Source organism: Dactylosporangium sp. CS-033363, from assembly GCF_050942475.1.
Lineage (GTDB): Bacteria > Actinomycetota > Actinomycetes > Mycobacteriales > Micromonosporaceae > Dactylosporangium.
The window spans coordinates 8,750,493-8,773,200 of the sequence record NZ_CP192032.1 but is presented as its reverse complement, the minus strand read 5'-3'; the positions used below and the strand labels follow the sequence as shown (position 1 = coordinate 8,773,200).

The following is a 22,708-nucleotide window of genomic DNA, read 5'->3' as shown; positions in this document are numbered from 1 at the left end:
GGGATGGGGTGGACTGCACGGCTACGACTTGCTGGGCGTGCTCGCCGACGGCGCGGTGGACGCCGGGGCCGAGGCGGGGACCGACGCGCTCGTCGTGGGGACGGGCTCGGCGGCCGGCGGCTCGGTGTCGGTGACGGTCAGCGAGCTGATCTTCGCCTCCTGGTTCGGCTTGCCGGTGCCGTCCCCGCCGGAGCTGTCGTTGCCGGCCGCACCGATCTTCTGCAGCACGTCGAGGCCGCCCGTGATGGTGCCGAAGACCGTGTAGTTCGGCGGGAACTGCTGGTCCTTGAAGACCAGGAAGAACTGGCTGCTGTTGGTGTTCACGCCGGAGTTCGCCATGGCGATCGTGCCGGCGGGGTACAGCGCGGTCGAGGCCGGCGCGGCCGACGGGTCGGCGCTCGGGTCGGCCGACGGCGCGCTGGCGGTCGGCAGGTTCTCGTCCGGGAACCGGTACGCCGGGCCGCCGCTGCCGGTGCCCGACGGGTCCCCGCACTGCAGGAACGTGTCGCCCAGCCGGTGGCACGTGGTGTTGTCGAAGAACTTCTTCTCCGCCAGGTACCGGAAGCTGTTCACCGTGCACGGCGCCTTGCTCGGGTCGAGCTTGACGGTGACGTTGCCCTGACCCAGCGCGATCGTCATCGTCTCGACGCCGTTCTTGATGACGTCCTTGGTCGGCGGCTTGCCGACGTCCGTGATCCCGCTGGCCACGTCGACCGGCGTGTACGCACAGTCCGCGGCGGCGGCCGGGGCGGGGGAGAAGCCACCGGTCTTCCAGATCACGACCACGACCAGCAACGCGAGCACCACGGCCGTGCCGATGCCCGCCTGCCACTGCCGGCGCCGCCGTGCTTGGGCCGCCCTCCGGGCGATCTGCCGCTCGGTCTTGGCCCGCGCCAGTGCACGCTGCCGGCTCTTACTGGAAGCCACCTGCGCTCCCCTCCAGGAAAATACATTTGGGTGCCACGTCACACGCCCGCCAGAGTGTACGGGTAGAACCCGGAATGCGGGTCGCCGCCCGGTCACGGTTCGCTGTGCCTGAGCTCCGGATAGGGTCTACCTGGTCTAAGGCAGGACATCGACAGGGAGGAGCGCCGCCGTGCTGGTTGCCGGATTCCCGGCCGAGGCGTTCGGGACCAACTGCTTCGTCGTGGCCCCAGCGCCCGGCGAGCAGTGCGTGGTCATCGACCCCGGCATCGGGGTGATCGACCGTCTGGACGAGGTGCTCGCCGAGCATCGTCTCCAACCCGCGGCGGTACTGCTGACCCATGGTCACCTCGACCATACGTTCTCCGTGACGCCGGTCTGCGGCGCGCGCGGGATCACCGCGTACATCCACCCGGACGACGGCGAGATGCTGGCCGACCCGACCAAGGGCCTGAGCACCGACCTCACCGCGCTGTTCGGCGGCCGGCTGACGTGGACCGAGCCGGAGGACGTGGCGCCGCTCGAGGACGGCCTGGTGCTCAAGATCGCCGGGCTGGAGCTGGTCGTGGACCACGCGCCCGGCCACACCCGCGGCTCCGTGATGTTCCGCGGCGAGGATCTCTGCTTTTCCGGCGATGTGCTGTTCCGGGATTCCATCGGCCGCACGGACCTGCCCGGCGGCAGCATGGAGCAGATGCTGGCCAGCCTGCGGGACAAGGTCCTCACCCTGCCCGACGAGACCGTGGTCCTGCCGGGGCACGGCCCCGAGACCACCATCGGCCGCGAGCGGGCCCGCAACCCTTATCTCCGTGAGGCGCTCGAGGCGCCGCGTAAAGGCTGGTAGACACCCATGACCCGACCCATGCCGCTGTCCGGCTTCCCGGAGTGGCTGCCCGGCCAGCGCATCGCCGAGCAGCAGGTGCTCGACCGGCTGCGCCGCACCTTCGAGCTCTACGGCTTCGCCTCGCTGGAGACCCGGGCCGTCGAGCCCCTCGACCAGCTGCTGCGCAAGGGCGAGACCTCCAAGGAGGTGTACGTCCTGCGCCGCCTCCAGGCCGCGGAGGGCGAGGAGGAGCTGAGCCTGGGGTTGCACTTCGACCTGACCGTTCCGTTCGCCCGCTATGTCCTTGAAAACGCCGGTAAGTTGCAGTTCCCCTTCCGGCGGTACCAGATCCAGAAGGTGTGGCGGGGGGAGAAGCCGCAGGCCGGTCGCTATCGCGAGTTCCTGCAGGCCGACATCGACATCGTCGACCGGGACACCCTCCCGCCCCACTATGAGGCCGAGATTCCCCTGGTCATCGGCGACGCGCTGCGCTCGCTGCCGATTCCGCCCGTCAAGATCATGGTGAACAACCGCAAGCTCTGCGAGGGCTTCTACCGTGGCCTGGGCCTGGCGGATCCCGAGGAAATCCTCAGAATAGTCGACAAACTGGACAAGATCGGACCGAATGCCGTCGCGGCGCAGATCGTGCTTGCCGGCGGTACCGAAGCGCAGGCCAAAGCGTGTCTCGCGCTGGCCGAGATCCGGGCCCAGGATGCCTCCTTCGCCGACGCCGTGCGCGCCCTCGGCGTCGAGCACGAGCTGCTGGACGAGGGCATCGCCGAGCTCACGGCGGTCGTGGAGACGGCCCGGGAGCACAGCCCGGGGCTGGTCGAGGCCACGCTGAAGATCGCCCGCGGGCTCGACTACTACACCGGCACCGTGTACGAGACCGAGCTGGTCGGCTACGAGCAGTACGGCTCCATCTGCTCCGGCGGCCGGTACGACAACCTCGCCAGTGCCGGCAAGGACGTCTTCCCCGGCGTGGGCATCTCCATCGGCGTCTCCCGCCTCCTCGGGCTGCTGTTCGACGCCGGGCAGCTGGCGGTCAGCCGGCCGACCCCGACCGCGGTGCTCGTCGCGCTGTGGAGTGAAGAGGAGCGGGCGGCCGGCAACCGGATCGCCGCCGACCTGCGCGCCCGCGGGATCGCTGCAGAAGTCGCGCCGGTACCGGCAAAACTCGGCAAGCAGATCCGGTACGCCGAGCGCCGGGGCATCCCGTTCGTCTGGTTCCCGGCCAGCGCGTCGGCCGAGGGCGGCGATCAGGTCAAGGACATCCGCTCCGGCGAGCAGGTGCCCGCCTCCAGCGCAGAGTGGATCCCCCCGGCCGAGGACATGGCGCCGCGGCTGCAGTGAAACAATAGGGAGTCTTTGCGTAGTTCGCCGAAGGAGATCCCGTGATCCGATCCCATGAGTCCGGCACCCTGCGCGGCGCCGACGCCGGAACGACCGTGACGCTGGCCGGCTGGGTGGCCCGCCGCCGCGACCACGGCGGGGTCATCTTCGTCGACCTGCGCGACGCCTCCGGCGTGGTCCAGGTGGTCTTCCGCGAGGAGATGCAGGCGGCGCACGCGCTGCGCAACGAGTACTGCGTGCTCGTCACCGGCGAGGTCCGCGCCCGTCCCGAGGGCAACGAGAACCCCGACCTGCCCACCGGCGCCGTCGAGGTCGTGGCCACGGCGCTCGAGGTGCTCTCCGAGGCCGCGCCGCTGCCGCTGCCCGTCGACGACGGGGAGGCGGCCAGCGACGACGTGCGCTACCGGTACCGCTATCTCGACCTGCGCCGCTCCGGCCCGCACAAGGCGATGAAGCTGCGCAGCCGGGCCAACCAGATCGCCCGCAACCTGCTCGCCGACCGGGACTTCGTCGAGGTGGAGACGCCGACGCTGACCCGCTCGACGCCGGAGGGCGCCCGCGACTTCCTGGTGCCGGTCCGGCTGCAGCCCGGCACCTGGTACGCGCTGCCCCAGTCGCCCCAGCTGTTCAAGCAGCTGCTCATGGTCGGCGGCCTGGAGCGGTACTACCAGATCGCCCGCTGCTACCGCGACGAGGGCTTCCGGGCCGACCGCCAGCCGGAGTTCACGCAGCTCGACATCGAGATGTCCTTCGTCACCCAGGAGGACATCATCGAGCTGGGCGAGTCGATCGTCCGCTCGCTCTGGTCGGACCTCGCCGGGCACGAGATCGCCGGCGACATCCCGCACCTCACCTGGCACGACGCCATGTCGCGGTACGGCTCCGACAAGCCCGACCTGCGGTACTCGGTGGAGCTGACGGAGCTCACGAAGTACCTCCGCGGCACGGAATTCCGCGTGTTCGCCGGCGCGATCGACGCGGGTGGCTATGTGGGCGCGGTCGTGATGCCCGGCGGCGCCGCGCAGACCCGCAAGGAGCTCGACGGCTGGCAGGACTGGGCCAAGGCGCGCGGCGCCAAGGGCCTGGCCTACGTGGTGCTCGACGCCGAGACCGGCGAGGCCCGCGGCCCGGTGGCCAAGAACCTCTCCGCCGACCACCTGGGCGGCCTGGCCGACGCGGTCGGGGCCAAGCCCGGCGACGCGGTCTTCTTCGCCGCCTCGACCGAGCGGCGCGAGGCCCAGGAGCTGCTGGGCGCGGCCCGCATCGAGATCGCCAAGCGGGCCGGCCTGATCGACGAGAGCGCCTGGGCGTTCTGCTGGATCGTCGACGCGCCGATGTTCGAGCCCACCGACCCCGAGGCCGGCGGCACGGGCGGCGGGGCCAAGGGCTGGACGGCCGTGCACCACCCGTTCACCTCGCCGAACCGCGACTGGATCGACCGGTTCGAGGAGGCGCCGGGCGAGGCGCTCGCCTACGCGTACGACATCGTCTGCAACGGCAACGAGATCGGCGGCGGCTCGGTCCGTATCCACCGCGGCGACGTGCAGCGGCGGGTCTTCGACATCCTCGGCATCACGCCCGACGACGCCGCGGACAAGTTCGGCTTCCTGCTGGAGGCGTTCAAGTACGGCCCGCCGCCGCACGCCGGCATCGCGTTCGGCTGGGACCGCATCTGCATGCTGCTCGCGGGCGCGGACTCGATCCGCGAGGTGATCGCGTTCCCGAAGACCGGCGGCGGCTTCGACCCGCTGACCGGCGCGCCGACCCCGATCACCAAGGAGCAGCGGGCCGAGGCCGGCGTCGACGCCAAGCCGAAGGCCGCAGCGCCGGTGTCCGCCACCGACCAGGTCCCGGTGGAGCGCTCCAACTGATGACCGGCCTGTAGGGTCGGGGGCCGTGGACGGCTTGTTTGAGGTTCAACCAACCGGTGACGGCGGCGATCCCGCCGTCACCGGTGGTTTCACCGACGTGGCGGCCGACGCGCCGCTCGCGGTCCGGATGCGCCCGGTCAGCCTCGACGAGCTCGTCGGCCAGCAGCACCTGCTCGCCCCGGGCGCCCCGCTGCGCCAGCTCGTCGGCGGCTCCTCGCCGATGTCGGTGATCCTGTGGGGCCCGCCCGGCTCCGGCAAGACCACGATCGCGCATCTGGTCGCCGGCGCTACGGACCGTAACTTCGTGGCGCTCTCGGCGCTGTCGGCCGGCGTGAAGGACGTCCGCGCGGTGATCGACACCGCGCGCAAGGAGCGCCGCCGCGGCGGGCCGCCGACCGTCCTGTTCATCGACGAGGTCCACCGCTTCAGCAAGACCCAGCAGGACTCGCTGCTGGCCGCGGTCGAGGACCGCACCGTGACGCTGCTCGCGGCGACCACGGAGAACCCCTACTTCTCGGTCATCTCGCCGCTGCTGTCCCGCTGCGTGCTGCTGACCCTGCAGCCCCTCACCGACGACGACGTGCGCACGCTGCTGCGCCGGGCGGTCACGGACGGTCGCGGGCTTGACAGCGCCGTGCAGCTGGATGCCGATGCAGAGGCTCATCTGGTACGGCTGGCAGGTGGCGACGTCCGCAAGGCGCTCACCGCCCTCGAGGCGGCCGCCGGTGCCGCGGTCGCGCAGGGCATGGGCAGCGTGGACCTCGCCACCGCGGAGAAGGCCGTGGACGTGGCGGCGCTGCGGTACGACCGCGACGGCGACGAGCACTACGACGTGGTCAGCGCCTTCATCAAGAGCATCCGCGGCTCCGATGTCGACGCCGCCCTGCACTACCTGGCCCGCATGATCACCGCGGGGGAGGACGCCCGGTTCATCGCGCGGCGCATGGTCATCTCGGCCAGCGAGGACATCGGCCTGGCCGACCCGACCGCCCTGCCGATCGCGACGGCCGCCGCGCACGCCGTGGAGTACGTCGGGCTGCCCGAGGTCCAGATCGTCCTCGCCCAGGCGGTGATCCACCTCGCCCTCGCCCCGAAGTCGAACGCGGTGGTCGCGGCCATCGGAGCGGCGATGGCCGACGTGCGCGCCGGACATGGTGGTGCAGTTCCTGCGCATTTACGCGATTCGCACTACAAGGGGGCGAGCCGGGTCGGGCACGGGAAGGGGTACAAATACCCCCACGACGACCCGCGGGGCGTGGTCCAGCAGGAGTACGCCCCGGAGGGGGTTCGCGACCGGGAGTACTACCGCCCGACGGGCCATGGCGCCGAGCGCGCGGTGGCGGAACGATTGCCGAAACTGCGGCGTATCGTGCGGGGGACCGGTACGTCGTCCTCGGGGGCGGGTGACGCTCCGGAGCCGAACAGCATGGAGGAGCGACACCGGTGACATCGGGTCGAGACGAGGCCAAGAAGCGGCGCGGCCGCGGCAAGGCCGACCCAGGCCCGAGCGGCGACGAGGAACTCGGCTGGCTGGCCGAACTGCGCAGCGCGGGCAACGACGCCGACGCCTTCGCGGCCCCGCCCGCACCCCCGTCCGACGTCCTCGATGGCATGAATCCCCGCCGCGGCGTCCCACCCCAGTCCCGCGGCGACGAGCCGCCGCTGGTCCCTTCGTACGGCCCCGCATCAGGCTCGGGCGCCCCCGGTCAGGGCTCACCCGGCGCTCCCGGCGGCGGGTTTGGTCCCGGCGCGGCGGGTTCCGGCTCGGGCTCGTCAGGCGGTCGCGGCCAGAGTGGTTCCGGCGGCGCTGGTGGCTTCGGTCCCGGCGCGGCGGGTTCCGGTCCGGGCTCGTCCGGCGGTCGCGGCCAGGGCGGCTCCGGCGGCGCGGGTGGCGGTGGGTTCGCGTCCGACGGTCCGGCCGCGGCTGGTTCGGCGGGCGCTGAGGCTCCGGGCCGTTCGCGGTCGCGGCGGTCGAAGTCGGGCAACGCTCCGGCGGCTCCTCCTCCGGCCGAACCGACCGAGGCGTGGCGACTGCCGCGCGACTCGGGCGGAGGGCCGTCGACGGAGGCCATGCCGACGTGGCGACCGCCGCGTGACGTGTTGCGCGAGTCCGACTCTGCGGCCGCCGCGCCGCCCGCTCCTCCGGCCAACCCGGACGCGACGCAGACCTGGCGCCGCGAGTCGAACTCGGGTTCCCGTCCGGCGGCTCCAGTTGATCCGCGGCGTGAGTCGAGTTCGGGGTCGCGGCCGGCGAATCCGTCGGAGCCGTGGCGGGAGTCGCCGTCTGGTTCGCGCCCGTCTGGTCCCGTCGATCCGCGGCGCGAGTCCACGTCCGGGTCGCGTCCCGCCGCTCCGGTTGATCCGCGCCGTGAGTCCACTTCCGGGTCGCGTCCCGCCGCTCCGGTCGATCCGCGCCGTGAGTCGCAGTCTGGTTCGCGTCCGGCGGCTCCGGTTGATCCGAGGCGTGAGTCGAGTTCCGGGTCGCGGCCGGCGAATCCGTCGGAGCCGTGGCGGGAGTCGCCGTCAGGTTCGCGTCCGGCCGGTCCCGGGGACCTTCGTCGTGAGTCCACTTCGGACTCGCGGCCGGCGCATCCGTCCGAGCCGTGGCGGGAGTCCACCTCCGGGTCGCGGCCGGCGAATCCTGGTGACCCGCGTGGTGGGTCGTCGGCGGGTTCGCGTGGGGACGAGCCGTGGCGGGAGTCCACCTCCGGGTCGCGTCCGGCGAATCCAGGCGAGGCGCGGGGTTCGTCGTCGCGTGGGGATGAGCCTTGGCGGGAGTCGACGTCCGGGTCTCGGGCGGCGAATCCGGGTGAGCCGGGGGCGCGTTCGAGTGAGCCGTGGCGGGAGTCCGGTTCTGGGTCTCGGCCCGCGGAACCTTGGCGGGAGGCGTCCGAGGAGCTGCCGGCTGAGTCGAAGTCGCGGTCCCGGGGACGGCGTACCGCCCGTGAGATGGCCGCGTCCTGGGAGGCCACCGCCGCCGCGACGCTGGACCCGGCCGGCACCGGTGGGCCGCCCGCCGGTGGTGGGCGGCGGCGTGCCCCGGATGCTGAGCAGGAGTCGCCGACCGCCGGCCGGCGGGCGGCGCATGCGTTGCCCGAGCCGCGGCAGGGGGAGTCGCCGAACGCTCGCCGTTCGTCGGGTGGGCGGCGGCATGCGGCCGAGCCCGATGAGCCGGCGGCCTTCAACGGTGGGCAGATTCCCGACCCGCGCAACGCCGATCCGCGCAGTGGTGACATCCGCGGTGGCGATGCCCGCACCGGCGATGTCCGCGGTGGAGACGTGCGTGGCGGTGGCGATCCGCGCGGTGGCGATCCCCGCAGTGGTGAGGTCCGCGGCGGTGACCCGCGCAGTGGTGACGTCCGCGGCGGTGACCCGCGCAGTGGTGACGTCCGCGGCGGTGACGCGCGCGGTGGTGACGTCCGTGGCGGCGATCCCCGCGGTGGTGACGTTCGCGGTGGGGAAGCGCGGTCGGCCGAGATGCGGGCTGGGCCGGCGGTTACGCAGGGTGGGCCGGACGCTCCCGGCCGTCGCGGTGCTGGGAGTTCCGGTGGTGAACGTGGCCCTGGCGGCGCTCAGAGTGGTCCCGGCACGCAGCAGGGGCCCGGCGGCCAGGGCGGACAGCGCGGCTCACGTGGACCGGGCGGCCAGGGGGGACCCGAGGCGGCCGGTGGACGGCATGGTGTCGACAAGCGCGGCCGTGGTCCGGGCGGCGACGATCAGCGTGGGCCTGGCGCCGAGCGTGGCTTCGCCGGCGAACCCGGGCCCGACAACCAGCGCGGTCGCGGTGGCCAGGGCGATGCCGACAACCAGCGCGGTCGCGGCGGCCAGGGCGATGCCGACAACCAGCGCGGCCGTGGCGGGCAGAACGAGCCCGAGGCCCTGCGCGGTCGCGGTGGGCCGGGTGAAACCGGTGACGTGCGCGGACGTGGCGCGCAGAACGAGCCCGAGGCCCTGCGCGGGCGTGGTGGTCAGAACGATCCCGAGAGCCTGCGCGGCCGTGGCGGTCAGGGCGATGGGCGACGCGGTCCCGGTGGGCGTGGCGGGCCCGGTGGGCAGCGCGGTCCCGGTGGAGGCAACGGGCGTGGGCCCGGTGGGCGTGGGCCTGGCGACGGGCCGCCGGGGAAGCCGTTCGTGGATCTGGCGCGGTTCGATCCGAATCCGGGTCCCACGACGTACCGGGGGACGGCCAGCTCGCCGGCCGCGTTCGACTGGGAGTCCACGACGCAGATCGCGCCGTTCGGGCTTTTGCAGCGGGCGCAGGTCAAGCGGGTTCGGCAGTTGCGGTACGCGACCGTCATTCTGCTCGTCCTCGCCGTGGTCAGTGCGCCTGCCGCGTTCTTCGTCATTCGGGAGCTTTCCCGGGACCCGGTGTTCGCGGAGCTCGACGAGTTGAATCTGCCCGAATGGGCGGCGCGGAATCCGACCGATGGGGCCGTCGGCAGCCGGTGGTGCATTCGGGAGTGCCGGTCGCGGCAGCGGACGTGGGAATCGGCGCGCGGGCCTGAGGAGACCAATCGGGCGTTCGTCGGGAAGCTGCGCGATGCCGGGTGGGTCGAGTGGGACATTCCGGATTGCCAGGCCGAGGGCGTGGACGGGATCGAGACGTGCTGGCAGCGGGACGAGTACGTGCTGGATCTGTGGGTCCGGGCGGCCGTGTGCGATGTGAAGGGGGCGCGGCCGACGATCAGTGCGGCGCCGCCGGCACCGACCGGAGGGGCGAAGACGCCGACCAAGGCGGCCAGTAGTGCGCCGCCGTCGGTACCGCCGGTGGACGACGGTCAGGACGCGAGCGCGCCGACTACGATCTGCCCGTTGGCGGTTACGACGATCAAAGTTTTCAACCGCATCAGTTACGACCCGGGCGGCGGTGGGCAACCCGGCCCGTGACACGCGCAAGCGAAAGCGCACATCATGCGCCGGTCGAAGCGCGGCAATGCATCACGGAGGGTAGGGTTCCTCCGTTGGAATCACGCATTCATGCGGGTTGAGGAGGAATGGCGTGACCGTGTCCCTGGGCGGAATCGCGGCGCTGGTGGCGTCGGGTGGGTTCTTCGTGCTCGTACTGGTGCTGGCCGTGCCGATCCTGCGGGTCCGGCACACGATCGATGCGGCCACGGGGGCCCTGCAGGACGCCGCGAATCAGACCACGCCCATGCTGGAGCGGGTCAACATGACGATCGACAACGTGAACACCGCGCTGACGCAGGTGCACACGACGCTCGACGGGGTCAACATGCAGCTCGCGCGGATCGACACGATTACGGAAAACGTGTCGCACGTCAGCGCGAACGTTGCGAACCTGTCCACGGTGGTCAGTGCGGCCGCGGCCAACCCGTTGGTGAAGGTCGCCGCGTTCGGCTACGGCGTGCGCAAGGCCGCGGCCAACCGGCGCCGTGACGCGGACGAGGCCGAGGTCCGCGAGCAGGTCAAGCAGCGGCGCAAGCGCGGCTGAGCTCGGCACAAGCGGTACCAAACAAACATTGAGAGGGAAGGGTTGAGCCATGCGGCGTCTGCTGTGGCTCGGAATCGGACTCGCCGTCGGGGCGCTGGTGGTGCGGGCGGTCACCAAGAAGGCCCAGGCCTTCACCCCGCAGGGCATCGCCGCTTCGGCGCGTGACTCGGCGATGGGGATCGCGGCCGGGGTGCGCGGGTTCGTCGGCGACGTCCGCGACGGCATGGCCGAGCGCGAGGCCGAGATCCACGCCGCGTTCGCGGATGGCTTGACCCTGGACGAAGACCTCTACCCGGAAGGCCCGCAGCACCGATGAGAACCGCCGAGATCAAGCGCCGCTTCCTCGCCCACTTCGAGGGCAACGGGCACACGGTCGTGCCCTCGGCCCCGCTGCCGGCGGTCGACGACCCGAACCTGCTGTTCATCAACGCCGGCATGGTGCAGTTCGTGCCGTTCTTCCTCGGCCAGCGGACCCCGCCGTACGACCGGGCCACGAGCGTGCAGAAGTGCATCCGCACGCCCGACATCGAAGAGGTCGGCAAGACCAGCCGGCACGGCACGTTCTTCCAGATGAACGGCAACTTCAGCTTCGGCGACTACTTCAAGGAAGGCGCCATCAAGCTGGCCTGGGAGCTCTCGACCAAGTCGGTCGAGCAGGGCGGCTTCGGGCTGGACCCCGAGCGCATCTGGGCCACGGTGTACCTCGACGACGAAGAGGCCATCGACATCTGGCGGCGCACCGGGATGCCGGCCGAGCGGATCGTGCGCCGCGGCAAGAAGGACAACTTCTGGTCGATGGGCATCCCGGGCCCGGCCGGCCCGTGTTCCGAGCTGTACTACGACCGCGGCGACGCCTACGGCAAGTCCGGCGGGCCGGAGGTCGACGAGGACCGCTACCTGGAGTACTGGAACCTCGTCTTCATGCAGCACGAGATCACCAACGTGAAGTCGAAGGAGATCTTCGACATCGTCGGTGACCTGCCCAACAAGAACATCGACACGGGCATGGGCCTCGAGCGCATCGCCTCGATCCTGCAGGGCGTCGACAACCTGTACGAGATCGACGAGGTCAAGCCGGTCCTGGCCAAGGCGGCCGAGCTGACCGGGAAGCGGTACGGCCAGGCGGTCTCCCACGTGGCCGCCGAGAGCCACCCGGACGACGTCCGCCTGCGCGTGATCGCCGACCACGTGCGCACCGCGCTGATGGTCATCTCCGACGGGGTCATCCCGTCCAACGAGGGCCGCGGCTACGTGCTGCGCCGGATCCTGCGCCGCGCCATCCGCTCGATGCGGCTGCTCGGCTGGCAGGAGGGGCCGGCCCTGCCGCTGCTGCTGCCGATCGCGCGGGACTGCATGGCCCCGTCGTACCCCGAGGTCGCGAGCGAGTACGACCGGATCTCGCAGTACGCGTACGGCGAGGAGGAGCGCTTCCTGCAGACGCTCAACGCCGGTACGACGATCCTCGACCTCGCGATCACCGAGACGAAGTCCTCGAAGAAGACGCAGCTCTCCGGCGACAAGGCGTTCCAGCTGCACGACACCTACGGCTTCCCGATCGACCTGACCCTGGAGATCGCGGCCGAGCAGGGCCTGCAGGTCGACCAGGACGGCTTCCGGCGGCTCATGGCCGAGCAGCGCGCCAACGCCAAGGCCGACGCCCAGGCCCGCAAGACCGGGCATGCGGACCTTTCGGTGTACCGCGCGGCGCTGGAGGAGGGCGGCCCGGTCGAGTTCACCGGGTACCGCGAGATCGCCCGCGAGTCGCGCGTCCGCTCGCTGCTCGGGGCCAAGGTCGCGGGGGAGGGCGAGGAGGTCTCGCTGGTCCTCGACGCGACCCCGTTCTACGCCGAGAGCGGCGGGCAGCTCGCCGACTCCGGGTTCATCACGCTGGGCAGCGGGCGGGTGGAGGTGCTGGACGTACAGTCGCCGCTTCCGGGGCTGATCGTGCACCGCACGCGCGTCGTGGCGGGCGAGGTCCACCCCGGCGACACCGCGTTCGCCGAGATCGACGTGAACCGGCGCCGGGCCGTCTCCCGCGCGCACACGGCCACCCACCTGATCCACCAGACGATGCGCAACTTCCTCGGGGAGTCGGCGACCCAGGCGGGCTCGCTCAACGCCCCGGGCCGGCTGCGCTTCGACTTCAACACCCCGTCGGCCGTGCCCGCGAGCGTCCTGCACGACGTGGAGCAGCAGGTCAACGAGGTACTGCTGCGCGACCTGCTGGTGCACGCGTTCATCACCACGCAGGACGAGGCGCGGCGGATCGGGGCCATGGCCCTGTTCGGCGAGAAGTACGGCGACGAGGTCCGCGTCGTCGAGGTCGGCGACTACGCCCGCGAACTGTGCGGCGGCACGCACGTCGAGCGCTCGTCGCAGCTCGGCCTCGTCAAGATCCTTTCCGAGGCTTCGGTGGGTTCGGGTGTACGGCGTGTCGAGGCCCTCGTCGGCCTGGACGCGTTCAGCCACCTGGCCCGCGAGCACGTGCTCGTGTCCCGCCTGGCCGAGCTGTTCCGGGTCCCCGGCGACCAGGTCGCCGACCGCGTGGAGCAGACCGTGGCCCAGCTGCGCGACGCCGAGCGCGAGCTGGAGAAGCTGCGCACGCAGGTCGTCCTGGCCGGCGCGGGCGCGCTGGCCGAGGCGGCCCGGGACATCCACGGCGTCGCGTTCGTCGGCACCGAGGCCCCCGAGGGCACGTCGGCCAACGAGGTGCGCACGCTGGTCCAGGAGATCCGCGGCCGCATCGCGGCGGACCGCCCGGCGGTCGTCGCCGTGACGTCCCGCGCGGGTGGCAAGGCCTCGCTGGTCGTCGGCGTCAACGCGGCCGGCAAGGAGCGCGGGCTCAAGGCGGGCGACCTGGTCAAGGGCGCGCTGTCCGGCCGCGGCGGCGGCAACGCCGACCTCGCCCAGGGCGGCGGCGTCCCGGCCGCGGAGGCGCCGAACCTGCTCACCGCGGTGGAGAAGGCGCTCTAGCTGAAAAGGACCGGGGCCGGTATCAGCCGGCCCCGGTTCTTTGCGCAATGTGTGTTTTCCCGCGAATCGGATAAATCCGATTTGTCACGCTTGTGGGTGACAGACTTCGCGTTCGGCGTGTCGGACGGTGACAGGGCGCGCACGGGCCGGAAAACCGTGATGGGCCAACGGTTTACGCACACCCCACATTGCACCCGCACGAGCGGGGGGTGGCGCGCCGGGTCGCCCGAAACGGCTATGGTGCGCGTGTGGAGCAGTGGACCCGGGGGCGCCGCCTCGGCATCGACGTGGGATCGGTCCGCGTCGGCGTGGCCGCGTGCGACCCGGACGGCATTCTCGCCAGCCCGGTGGCCACCGTCCCGCGTGACCAGAAGCCCGAACCGGACAAGGTCCCGGCGGACATGGCGGAGATCCTGCGGTACGCCGATGAATACGAGGCAGTGGAGCTCGTCGTCGGCCTGCCGATCAACCTCGCCGGGCGGGAAGGTCCGGCCGCCGTCCTGATCAGGCAATACGCGGACCGGCTGGCCGAAGTGGCCGCTCCGCGGCCGGTCGTGCTGACGGACGAGAGGATGTCCACCGCGACGGCAGCACGTAGGCTGTCGGAGCGCGGCGTACGAGGCCGCCGACAGCGCGCGGTCGTCGACCAGGCGGCCGCCGTGGAGATCCTGCAGGGTTGGCTCGACGCCAGACGTGCCGGAGCAGTTCGTGGCTGAGCGCCCAGGAGGCAGAGTGCAGATGGACGAGCTGAACCTGGCCTGGGAGGACGAGGAGCAGCAGCGCCCACAGAGTCACCGGCGCCGCGCTTCCTCCGCCCCGGCCAAGAAACGCAAGAAGGGGCGCGGCGGCAAGACGTTCCTCGCGTTCTTCCTCATTCTGATCGTCTTCGGCGGCCTCGCCCTCGGCGTGTACGTCGGGATCGACCGCGTCAAGGGCATGTTCAGCGCCCCCGACTACAACGGCGGCGGCACCGGCGAGGTGACGGTCGAGATTCTCTCCGGCCAGCTCGCCGCGGACATCGCGACCACGCTGCAGGAGAAGGACGTCGTCAAGAGCGCCAAGGCGTTCGTCGAGGCGGCCAAGAACGACGACCGCAGCCGCAAGCTGCAGCCGGGCTTCTACAACCTGCGCAAGCAGATGAAGGCCACGGCCGCGCTGTCGCTGCTGCTCGACCCGCGCAGCCGCCTGGTCAACAAGGTGACCCTGCCCGAGGGCCTGACCTGGCAGGACTCGTTCCGCAAGCTCGAAGAGGTCACGAAGATCCCGTACGCGGACTTCGAGAACGCGGCCAAGGATCCGAAGGCGCTCGGCGTCGGCGACGTCTGGTACACCCGCCAGGACAAGATCGAGCGCGCGCCGGGCATCGAGGGCTTCCTGTTCCCGGCGACCTACGACTTCCCGCCGAACGTCGACGCGACCGCGATCCTGAAGATCATCGTCGCGCGCTTCAACCAGGAGATCGAGAAGATCGGGTTCATCGACTCGACGACGAACAACATGCACATCTCGCCGTTCGAGGCGCTCGTGGCCGCGTCGATCGCGCAGGTCGAGGGCCTGGACAAGGACCAGCCCGGGATCGTGCGGGTGCTGTACAACCGCGTCTACAGCGGCAAGTTCCCGTGCAACTGCCTGCAGGTGGACAGCACGGTGAACTACTACCTGCGGATCACCAACAAGGGCGCCAAGCCGTCCACGGAGCTGCTCAACTCCGAGATCCACAACCCGAAGAACCCGTACAACACGCACGACAAGCCCGGCATGCCGATCGGCCCGATCAGCAGCCCCGGCACGAGCGCGCTGTCGGCGGCGATGAACGCGCCGAAGTCGGACTACTACTTCTTCCTGGCCATCGACACCCAGGGCAACACCGCGTACGCCAAGACGTACTCGGAGTTCCAGACCCTCTGGACGCAGGCCCAGAAGAACGGCGTGAAGTAGGTGCGGGCCGCGGTCCTCGGCAAGCCGGTGGGCCACTCGCGCTCACCGGCGATCCACAACGCCGGATACACCGCGGCCGGCCTGACTGACTGGACGTACAACGCGATCGAATGCGATGAAGAGGGGCTGGCGGGGCTGGTCGGCTCGCTCGGCCCCGAGTGGGCCGGGCTGTCGCTGACCATGCCGCTCAAGGAGGTCGCCCTCCAGGTCGCGAGCCTGGTCGACCCCTTCGCGGCGGCGATCGGCGCGGCCAACACGCTCGTGCGGCGGTCGTACGGCTGGCACGCGTACAACACGGACGCCCCTGGCATGGTGCGCGCCCTGCTGGAGGCGGGGATCTCCCGCACCCCACGGCTCGCGCTGCTCGGCGCGGGCGGGACGGCTCGGGCGGCGATCGCGGCCGCGGCGAGCCTGGCCGCCGACGTGACCGTGTACACGCGCCGCCCCGAGGCCGCGGAGGAGCTGCGGCCGGTCGCGGACGCGCTGGACGTGGACCTGACGGCGGCGCCGTGGAGCGCGGCGGCGGACGCGTTCGCCGCCCCGGTGGTGATCTCGACGGTGCCGAAGGGCGCGGCCGATCACCTGGCGGTGGCGGACTTCTCGGCGCGGCCGGTGGTGTTCGACGCCATCTACGACCCGTGGCCGACGCCCTTGGCCGCGGCGGCGCGGGACGCCGGCTGCGCGATCGTGTCCGGGCTGGATCTGCTGCTGTGGCAGGCGGTGGACCAGTTCGAGCTGTTCACGTCCACCAAGGCGCCGGTCGGCGCGATGCGGGCGGCGCTGGCTTAGGCCCGCGCACCGCGACCCGCGGGCGTGATCGTGCAAGGCGCCGGTCGGCGCGATGCGGGCGGCGCTGGCTTAGGCCCGCGCACCGCGACCCGCGGGGCGTGATCGTGGCTCGATATGTCGGGCGCTGGCGCGCCGCGACATATCGGATTTTTCGTATATGCGCGGATTGTCGGATTTTCGCGGCGTTCGTCTTGCCGTCCGCTGCGTGAGATGCGTGCGCCCGGGCGACTGGGCGGTGACGCGCGCGTGACAAACTTGCGGGCGTGCTGCGCTGGTTGACTGCTGGGGAATCCCATGGCCCGGCGCTCGTCGCGATCCTCGAGGGCGTTCCCGCCGGGGTCGAGCTGACGAGCGCGTCCGTGACGGCCGAGCTGGCCCGCCGACGCCTCGGCTACGGCCGCGGTGCGCGGATGAGCTTCGAGCAGGACGTCGTCGAGTTCATCGGCGGCCTCCGGCACGGGCTCACCATCGGCAGCCCGGTCGCGATCCGGGTCGCCAACAGCGAGTGGCCCAAGTGGGAGACGGTCATGGCCGCCGACCCGGTCGACCCCGAGCTGCTCGCCGCGCAGGCCCGCAACGCCCCGCTGACCCGGCCCCGGCCCGGCCACGCGGATCTGGCCGGCATGCAGAAGTACGGGCATACGGACGCGCGCCCGATTCTCGAGCGGGCCAGTGCGCGGGAGACGGCGGCGCGGGTTGCCGTGGGTACCGTCGCGAAGGCCCTCCTGCGTCAGGCGCTCGGGATCGAGATCGTGTCGCACGTCATCGAGCTCGGATCGGTCGCGGCCAAGCCGGGCCTGCTGCCGACCCCCGACGACTTCGAGCGCATCGACGCCGACCCGCTGCGCTGCCTCGACCCGGACGCGAGCGCGCGGATGGTGGAGGAGGTCGACGCGGCCAAGAAGGACGCCGACACGCTGGGCGGGATCGTGGAGGTCCTCGCGTACCACGTGCCGCCGGGTCTTGGCAGCCACGTGCAGTGGGACCGCAAGCTCGACGCCCGCCTCGCGACCGCCCTGATGTCGATCCAGGCCATCAAGGGCGTGGAGATCGGCGACGCCTTCACCCAGGCCCGCTCCCGCGGCTCGGTGGCGCACGACGAGATCGTCAACACCCCGGACGGCGTCAAGCGGGTCACGGACCGCGCGGGCGGCCTGGAGGGCGGCATGACGACGGGCGAGCCGCTGCGGGTGCGCGCCGCGATGAAGCCGATCTCGTCGCTCAACCGGGCGTTGCAGACCGTCGACGTCACCACCGGCGAGCCGGCGACGGCCATCAACCAGCGCTCCGACGTCTGCGCCGTGCCCGCGGCGGCGGTGGTGGCGGAGTCGATGGTGGCCCTGGTGCTGGCCGAGGCGGCGCTTGAAAAGTTCGGCGGCGATTCGGTACCGGAGATTCGCCGCAACCTCGCCGGCTACCTCGACAACCTGGTCATCCGGTGAGTCCGCGACCCGCGCCCGCGCGAGTCGACCCGGGTCACGCCCGCAGCGCACGCCCCGCAGCGTCGCGCCGTGACGAGGTGGTGGTGCGCCTCGGCCGCGCCCGCAGCGCACGCCCCGCAGTGTCGCGCCGTGACGCGGCGGTGGCGCGGTGAGCCCGCGCGCGGTGCTCGTGGGCGCGCCGGGTGCGGGCAAGAGCACGGTGGGGGAGTTGCTCGCGCAGCGCCTGGGCGTCGAGTTCCGCGACGCCGACGCCCTGATCGAGGCCGCCGCCGGCAAGCCGATCCCGGAGATCTTCTTCGACGAGGGCGAGGACCACTTCCGCGCCCTGGAGCGTGCGACGATCCGGGCGGCGCTGGAGGAGTTCGACGGCGTGCTGGCGCTGGGCGGGGGCGCGATCCTCGCCGAGGAGACCCGCAAGGCCCTGGCCGGGCATGCCGTCGTCTACCTGTCGGTCCAGTTCGCCGACGCCCTGTCCCGGGTGGGCCTGGGCGCCGGGCGGCCGCTGCTCGCGCTCAACCCCCGCGCGACGCTCAAGCATCTGCTGGATCAGCGCCGGCCGCTGTACGAGGAGGTGGCCACCGTGACCGTGGTGACCGACGGCCGCACGCCCGAGGAGATCGCCGACGAGCTGGCGGCGGCGCTGTGAAGCTCGTGGACGTGAACGAGTACGCGGTGCGGATCGGCCGCGGCGCCAGTGACGGCGTGGCCGACCTGGTCAAGGGGGCCGCGCAGGTCGCCGTGATCTTCGCCGGGCCGGTGCGCGCGCACGCGGAGCGGATTGGGGCCGCGCTGGAGCAGGGCGGGGCCCGGGTGCTGGCCATCGAGGTGCCCGACGCCGAGGCCGGCAAGGACCTCGCCGTCGCCGCCCGGTGCTGGGACGAGCTCGGCGCGGCCGCGTTCACCCGCTCCGACGCCGTGATCGGGGTCGGCGGCGGCGCGGTGACCGACCTGGCCGGCTTCGTGGCCGCGTGCTGGCTGCGGGGGGTGCGGCTGGTGACGGTACCGACGAGTCTGTTGGGCATGGTCGACGCGGCCGTGGGCGGCAAGACCGGCATCAACACCGCGGCCGGCAAGAATCTCGTGGGCGCCTTCTACGAGCCGGTCGGCGTGCTGTGCGACCTGGCCGCGCTCGACACGTTGTCGCGCGAGGACCTGCTGGCGGGCATGGCCGAGATCGTCAAGTGCGGCTTCATCGCCGACCCGGTGATCCTGGAGCTGATCGAGGCGGACCCGGAGGCGGCGCTGGACCCGCGCGGGGCCGTGCTGGCCGAGCTGATCGAGCGCTCGGTGGCGATCAAGGCTCGCGTGGTCACCGAGGACCTGCGCGAGGGCGGCCTGCGCGAGATCCTCAACTACGGGCACACGCTGGGGCACGCGATCGAGCGGCGGGAGCACTTCCGCTGGCGGCACGGGCACGCGATCAGCGTCGGTCTCGTGTACGCGGCGGAGCTCGGGCGCCTCTCGGGGCGGCTGGACGCCGACGTGGCGGCGCGGCACCGGGCGATCCTGGAGCGGCTGGGGCTGCCGGTGGCGTACCCGGCGGAGGCCTGGGCGGAGCTGCACGCGGCGATGCGGGTCGACAAGAAGGCGCGGGGGTCGATGCTGCGCTTCATCGTGCTGGACGGGCTGGGTTCGCCGGGGACCTTGGAAGGTCCGTCGGACGAGCTGCTGAGGGCGGCTTACGACGCCGTCGCCCGCTAGCTCGCATAAAGCCTTAAGGCGATAAGTCGGGCGCTGACGCGCCGCGACTTATCGCCTTTATCGCCTGACGGGGTATAAATCCGACATGTCGCGGCGCGCCAGCGCCCGACATGTCGGGATCGCCCCCAAAAGGGCTAGGTGGTGGCCGGAACAGCCAGCGGAGCGGGAACCGGCGGCCGCATCCGCAGGTAGAGCAGGCCCGCCACAGTGCCCACCGTCGCTGCCAGGACCGCCTGCGGGTACCCCGGAGCACCCGTCGGCAGCAGGAACAGCGACAGCCCCACCGAAGCCCACACAGCAGCCTGCGGCACCCGCTGCAGGCCGGCCGCGAGCGGGATGAAGGCCCACAGCAGGTACCAGGGATGGACCACGGGCCCGAGCAGGATGATCGAGCTCAGCGCCAGGCCCAGGCCCGCCACCGGGTTGGGCGCTCGCAGCAGGGCCCACCCGGCCAGCAGGCAGCCGGCCACCGCGGCCAGGGTGCGGATGATCTGCATCGGCTCCGGCCAGCCCAGGGCGCCCAGCAGCAGGCCCAGGTCGGTGCTGAAGGAGAGGCCGTTGCGTACCGACGTCGGCGTCTGCATCGCGCCGATCCAGCCGGTGCCCAGGCCCGAGGCGAGTTGCAGGCCCAGCGCCGAGGCGCCCGCCGCCGCGCCGATGCGCAGCCAGGCCTTGGGGCACAGGACCACGATCGTGAGCAGGGCCAGGGCGGCCGGGGCCTTGATCAGGGCGGCCGCGCTGATCAGGACGGCGCCGAGGGCGGGGTGCTGGCGCACGGCGGCGTAGATGCCGGCGGTCATCAGGCCGACCATGATGGCGTCGTTGTGCATGCCGGCGACCAGGTGCAGCAGGAGCAGCGGGTTCAGGGCGCCGAACCACAGGGCCCGCTGCGGTGGCACGCCGAAGCGGGCGGCGATGCCGGGCAGGCACAGCACGACCAGGGCCACGCCGATCAGCGCGATCAGGCGGAAGGCGAAGACGCCCACCATGATGTGTTCACCAGTGACGTTGACCACGGCGGACGCCGCGCGCAGGAACAGCGGGCCGTAGGGGGCCGGGGTGTTCTGCCAGATCGCGGGGACCTCCGCGGCGAACTGCCCGCCGAGGGCCGAGGGGCCGAACTTGTACGCGTCCAGGCCCTCGTGCACCATCGCGCCCTGGGCCAGGTACGAGTACACGTCCTGGGAGAACATCGGCGGGACGAGCACCAGGGGGCCGGCCCAGCACAGCAGGGTGCGCACGAGGTCGCCGGGGCTGTGCTCGTCCAGGGTGCGCCGCAGCCGGAGCCAGGCGCCGCAGAGCAGGGCGATGCCGACGTAGGAGACCGCGATCGCCAGCAGTGGGAAGTGCCGGAGCTCGCGGATGACCGGCCAATGCACGAGGGGATCCTCGGCCTTGTCGGGAAGCGCGCCGACGGTCAAGCCACCCAGGGCGATCGCGATGGATCCGGCGAAGCCCAGGGTACGGTTGAGGAGGTCCGGTCTTCCCACCCCGGCACGCTGGCAGAGTCAGGTGTCTCGATGGTTAACGGCCGGTGAACTCGGCCCCGGGAAGCGGCTGGGAACCGGTACACTGCTTCGGGCCATTTCTGCCCTCCCGGTACACTTCACCGGGCCTTTTCCCGTCCGGTGTGACCCGCGCCGCTCGGGATCGAATCTTTCCCGGTCTGCAGGCCGGCAGCGACGAAAGCGACGTCAAAACACATGGCATCCACGAACGACCTGAAGAACGGCCTGGTGCTCAACCTCGACGGCGACCTCTGGACCGTCGTTGAGTTCCAGCATGTCAAGCCGGGCAAGGGCGGCGCGTTCGTGCGGACCACCCTCAAGAACGTGCTCTCCGGCAAGGTGGTCGACCGCACGTTCAACGCCGGGACCAAGGTCGACACCGCCACCGTCGACAAGCGCACGATGCAGTACCTCTACGCCGACGGCGACGACTTCGTGTTCATGGACCTCGACACCTACGACCAGATCACGGTCCCCGGTGGTGTCGTCGGCGAGGCGAGCAAGTTCCTGCTCCCCGAGGCCGAGGTGACCGTGGCCACGCACGAGGAGGCGCCGCTCTACGTCGAGCTGCCGACCTCGGTGATCCTCGAGGTGACCTACACGGAGCCGGGCCTGCAGGGCGACCGCTCCACGGGCGGCACCAAGCCCGCCACCATGGAGACCGGCGCGACCGTCAACGTGCCGCTGTTCATCTCCACCGGCGAGAAGATCAAGGTCGACACCCGCGACAGCCGTTACCTGGGCCGGGCGTGAACGATCGGGACTACGTCGACGGCACCGTGACGAACGTTTCGTCCGGTGGCTCGTTCCTGGGCGGTGACGTCACCGCGCAGATGACCGCCCGGCGCAAGGCCCGCAAGCGGGCCTTGGACGTGCTGTACCAGGCCGACCTGCGCGGGGAGCCGCGCGGCAGGGTGCTGTCGGCCTACGTGGCCAACCTGGAGGAGCCGAAGCCGGGCTACCTGCCGTACACGGTCCGGCTGGTCGAGGGCGTCGAGGATCACTCCGCGCGCATCGACGAGCTGCTGTCCAGCTACGCCGAGGGGTGGACGCTGGAGCGGATGCCGGTGGTCGACCGCAACCTGGCCCGCATCGCGGTGTACGAGCTGCTGTACAACGACGAGATCGACAACCCGGTGGCCATCACCGAGGCGGTGGAGCTGGCCGAGACGCTGTCCACCGACGACTCGCCGCGCTTCCTCAACGGCATTCTGGGCCGGATCGCCGACTACGCCACCTGATCACCGCCTCAAGATCGGGGCCGTAGCCCGCTGATCGGGCCGCAGACGCGAGAAAGGGCCGCACCCCAGGGGTGCGGCCCTTCTTCGTGGGTTCGTCAGCTCTGGAACAGGCTCCGGGGGTCCGTGACCAGGACGCCGTGCTCGTTGAGGCGCTCGACCAGGCCCGACGGCGAGGCGTCGTACACGATCGCCAGGGCGCGGAGGTCGTCGGCGCGGATGGACAGCACGCGGCCGTTGTAGTCGCCCCGCTGCTGCTGGATGGCCCGGGCATAGCGGGCGACGTAGGCGAGGTCCTCGGCGCCGGCGTCGTAGAGGCGCTCCAGGTCGAGGACGATCTTGTTAGTGGGCTCGTGGCGCACGCCGCTGCCCTCGGGCAGCAGCTCGGCGACGGGCACCCGGTAGAACTCCGCCAGTTCGGCCAGGCGCGAGACGGTGACAGCACGGTCACCACGCTCGTAGGACCCGACGACGACGGCCTTCCAGCGCCCGGCCGACTTCTCCTCGACACCCTGCAGAGACAGCCCCTGCTGCTGTCGGATGGAGCGCAGGCGAGCACCAAGAGACTTGGCGTACTCAGACGGCATACGGACACTCCCAGTCACTGGCCTGAGGGGTTTCCCCAGCGATCGCTACGGAGCGTGACCGTAACTGGCGCGCGACGCGCGGTCAAGTGGTCGAGACCCTTCCGTTGCC

At 71.6% G+C, this 22,708-nt stretch carries 19 protein-coding genes; 16 read left to right on the top strand and 3 right to left on the bottom strand.

From position 1 onward, the window contains the following. Positions 1–21: 21 nt before the first annotated feature. Positions 22–927 (bottom strand): peptidylprolyl isomerase, encoded by a 906-nt coding sequence (locus ACQPZ4_RS40365; RefSeq protein WP_433048387.1) that lies wholly within the window; start codon positions 925–927, stop codon positions 22–24. A 169-nt stretch (positions 928–1,096) separates the two neighbouring features. On the opposite strand from ACQPZ4_RS40365, the gene ACQPZ4_RS40360 reads away from it, so the two are divergent. From ACQPZ4_RS40360 to aroB, 14 genes are all read left to right on the top strand, one after another. Beyond that, positions 1,097–1,768 (top strand): MBL fold metallo-hydrolase, encoded by a 672-nt coding sequence (locus tag ACQPZ4_RS40360; protein ID WP_433048384.1) that lies wholly within the window; start codon positions 1,097–1,099, stop codon positions 1,766–1,768. A gap of 6 nt (positions 1,769–1,774) precedes the next feature. After that, positions 1,775–3,100, top strand: a complete 1,326-nt coding sequence (hisS, locus tag ACQPZ4_RS40355; protein WP_433048381.1) for a histidine--tRNA ligase — start codon at positions 1,775–1,777, stop codon at positions 3,098–3,100. A gap of 41 nt (positions 3,101–3,141) precedes the next feature. Beyond that, positions 3,142–4,971, top strand: coding sequence for an aspartate--tRNA ligase (gene aspS, locus ACQPZ4_RS40350; protein WP_433048378.1), 1,830 nt, complete (start codon positions 3,142–3,144; stop codon positions 4,969–4,971). A 25-nt stretch (positions 4,972–4,996) separates the two neighbouring features. Continuing rightward, entirely contained in the window at positions 4,997–6,418 is a 1,422-nt protein-coding gene (locus ACQPZ4_RS40345) for a replication-associated recombination protein A (RefSeq protein WP_433048375.1), read from the top strand. A gap of 1,502 nt (positions 6,419–7,920) precedes the next feature. Further along, a complete protein-coding gene (locus tag ACQPZ4_RS40340; RefSeq protein ID WP_433048372.1) occupies positions 7,921–9,858 on the top strand; it encodes a hypothetical protein in 1,938 nt (645 codons plus the stop codon). A gap of 118 nt (positions 9,859–9,976) precedes the next feature. Beyond that, a complete protein-coding gene (locus ACQPZ4_RS40335) occupies positions 9,977–10,423 on the top strand; it encodes a DUF948 domain-containing protein (protein WP_433066866.1) in 447 nt (148 codons plus the stop codon). Positions 10,424–10,472: 49 nt separating this feature from the next. Next, positions 10,473–10,739 (top strand): hypothetical protein, encoded by a 267-nt coding sequence (locus ACQPZ4_RS40330; protein WP_433048369.1) that lies wholly within the window; start codon positions 10,473–10,475, stop codon positions 10,737–10,739. Then, positions 10,736–13,396: an alanine--tRNA ligase gene (alaS, locus tag ACQPZ4_RS40325; protein ID WP_433048366.1), complete on the top strand. Its 2,661-nt coding sequence runs from the start codon at positions 10,736–10,738 to the stop codon at positions 13,394–13,396. The genes ACQPZ4_RS40330 and alaS overlap by 4 nt, the downstream gene beginning before the upstream one ends. Positions 13,397–13,644: 248 nt before the next feature. Continuing rightward, complete coding sequence (gene ruvX / locus ACQPZ4_RS40320; protein WP_433048363.1) at positions 13,645–14,112, top strand: Holliday junction resolvase RuvX; 468 nt, start codon at positions 13,645–13,647, stop codon at positions 14,110–14,112. Positions 14,113–14,134: 22 nt separating this feature from the next. Continuing rightward, entirely contained in the window at positions 14,135–15,334 is a 1,200-nt protein-coding gene (gene mltG / locus ACQPZ4_RS40315) for an endolytic transglycosylase MltG (protein WP_433048360.1), read from the top strand. Continuing rightward, positions 15,335–16,123, top strand: a complete 789-nt coding sequence (locus ACQPZ4_RS40310) for a shikimate dehydrogenase (RefSeq protein WP_433048357.1) — start codon at positions 15,335–15,337, stop codon at positions 16,121–16,123. Between the two features lie 263 nt (positions 16,124–16,386). Then, positions 16,387–17,565 carry a chorismate synthase gene (gene aroC, locus ACQPZ4_RS40305; protein ID WP_433048354.1) on the top strand — a complete coding sequence of 393 codons (1,179 nt, stop codon included), beginning with the start codon at positions 16,387–16,389 and terminating at the stop codon, positions 17,563–17,565. 148 nt (positions 17,566–17,713) lie between these two features. After that, a complete protein-coding gene (locus ACQPZ4_RS40300; RefSeq protein WP_433048351.1) occupies positions 17,714–18,211 on the top strand; it encodes a shikimate kinase in 498 nt (165 codons plus the stop codon). An 11-nt stretch (positions 18,212–18,222) separates the two neighbouring features. Continuing rightward, positions 18,223–19,266, top strand: a complete 1,044-nt coding sequence (gene aroB, locus ACQPZ4_RS40295; RefSeq protein WP_433048348.1) for a 3-dehydroquinate synthase — start codon at positions 18,223–18,225, stop codon at positions 19,264–19,266. A gap of 134 nt (positions 19,267–19,400) precedes the next feature. On the opposite strand, the gene mptB is transcribed toward aroB, so the two are convergent. Next, positions 19,401–20,756 (bottom strand): polyprenol phosphomannose-dependent alpha 1,6 mannosyltransferase MptB, encoded by a 1,356-nt coding sequence (gene mptB, locus ACQPZ4_RS40290; protein ID WP_433048346.1) that lies wholly within the window; start codon positions 20,754–20,756, stop codon positions 19,401–19,403. A 213-nt stretch (positions 20,757–20,969) separates the two neighbouring features. Here mptB and efp point away from each other — a divergent pair, with 213 nt between their 5' ends. Further along, complete coding sequence (gene efp, locus ACQPZ4_RS40285; RefSeq protein ID WP_433048343.1) at positions 20,970–21,527, top strand: elongation factor P; 558 nt, start codon at positions 20,970–20,972, stop codon at positions 21,525–21,527. An 80-nt stretch (positions 21,528–21,607) separates the two neighbouring features. Continuing rightward, a complete protein-coding gene (nusB, locus tag ACQPZ4_RS40280) occupies positions 21,608–22,015 on the top strand; it encodes a transcription antitermination factor NusB (RefSeq protein WP_433066864.1) in 408 nt (135 codons plus the stop codon). A gap of 95 nt (positions 22,016–22,110) precedes the next feature. Here nusB and bldD read toward each other — a convergent pair whose 3' ends face one another. Next, positions 22,111–22,599 carry a transcriptional regulator BldD gene (gene bldD / locus ACQPZ4_RS40275; protein WP_033356835.1) on the bottom strand — a complete coding sequence of 163 codons (489 nt, stop codon included), beginning with the start codon at positions 22,597–22,599 and terminating at the stop codon, positions 22,111–22,113. Positions 22,600–22,708: the final 109 nt, after the last annotated feature.